Origin of the sequence: Paucibacter sp. XJ19-41, from assembly GCF_028462495.1 — a bacterium.
Lineage (GTDB): Bacteria > Pseudomonadota > Gammaproteobacteria > Burkholderiales > Burkholderiaceae_C > Roseateles_E.
This window is the reverse complement of sequence record NZ_JAQOWX010000311.1, coordinates 1-381: the sequence shown is the minus strand read 5'-3', so window position 1 is coordinate 381 and position 381 is coordinate 1. Positions and strand designations below refer to the sequence as shown.

At 76.4% G+C, this 381-nt stretch carries 1 protein-coding gene; it reads left to right on the top strand.

Translation table 11 applies throughout. The features are described from left to right. On the top strand, positions 1 to 381 hold a 381-nt coding region (locus PO768_RS29140; RefSeq protein WP_272648844.1), incomplete at both ends, for a hypothetical protein.

Sequence of the window (381 nt, the reverse complement as noted above, 5' to 3'; positions counted from 1 at the left end):
CGGCGCGGCTGGGCGGCCAGCCTGGCGCCGGCCAGCCTCGGGCTGGTGATGCATCTGATGCAGGCCTCCGAGCCCGCCAGCGCCGCCGCGACCTTGAGGGTGCCGTCCAGCGCGCCGAGCTGGATGGAGTCGCTGCGCCAGTTCGCGCTGCGCATGCTGGCGCGCCCGGGCAGCCCGCCGCTGACGCTCAGCGCTCTGCAGCAGCATCTGCTGGACCACAGCCTGCAGACCCTGGCCGAGACCGGCCGCCTGCCGCAGACCCATGCCGGCTGGCAGGCGCTGTGGCAGCAGGGCTGGCAGCGCCTGCAGCAGGACGACGCCGGGCCGGCCGCTGCCGCGACCGAGCCCGCGCCGGACTGGGGCAGCCAGCTCGACGCCTTG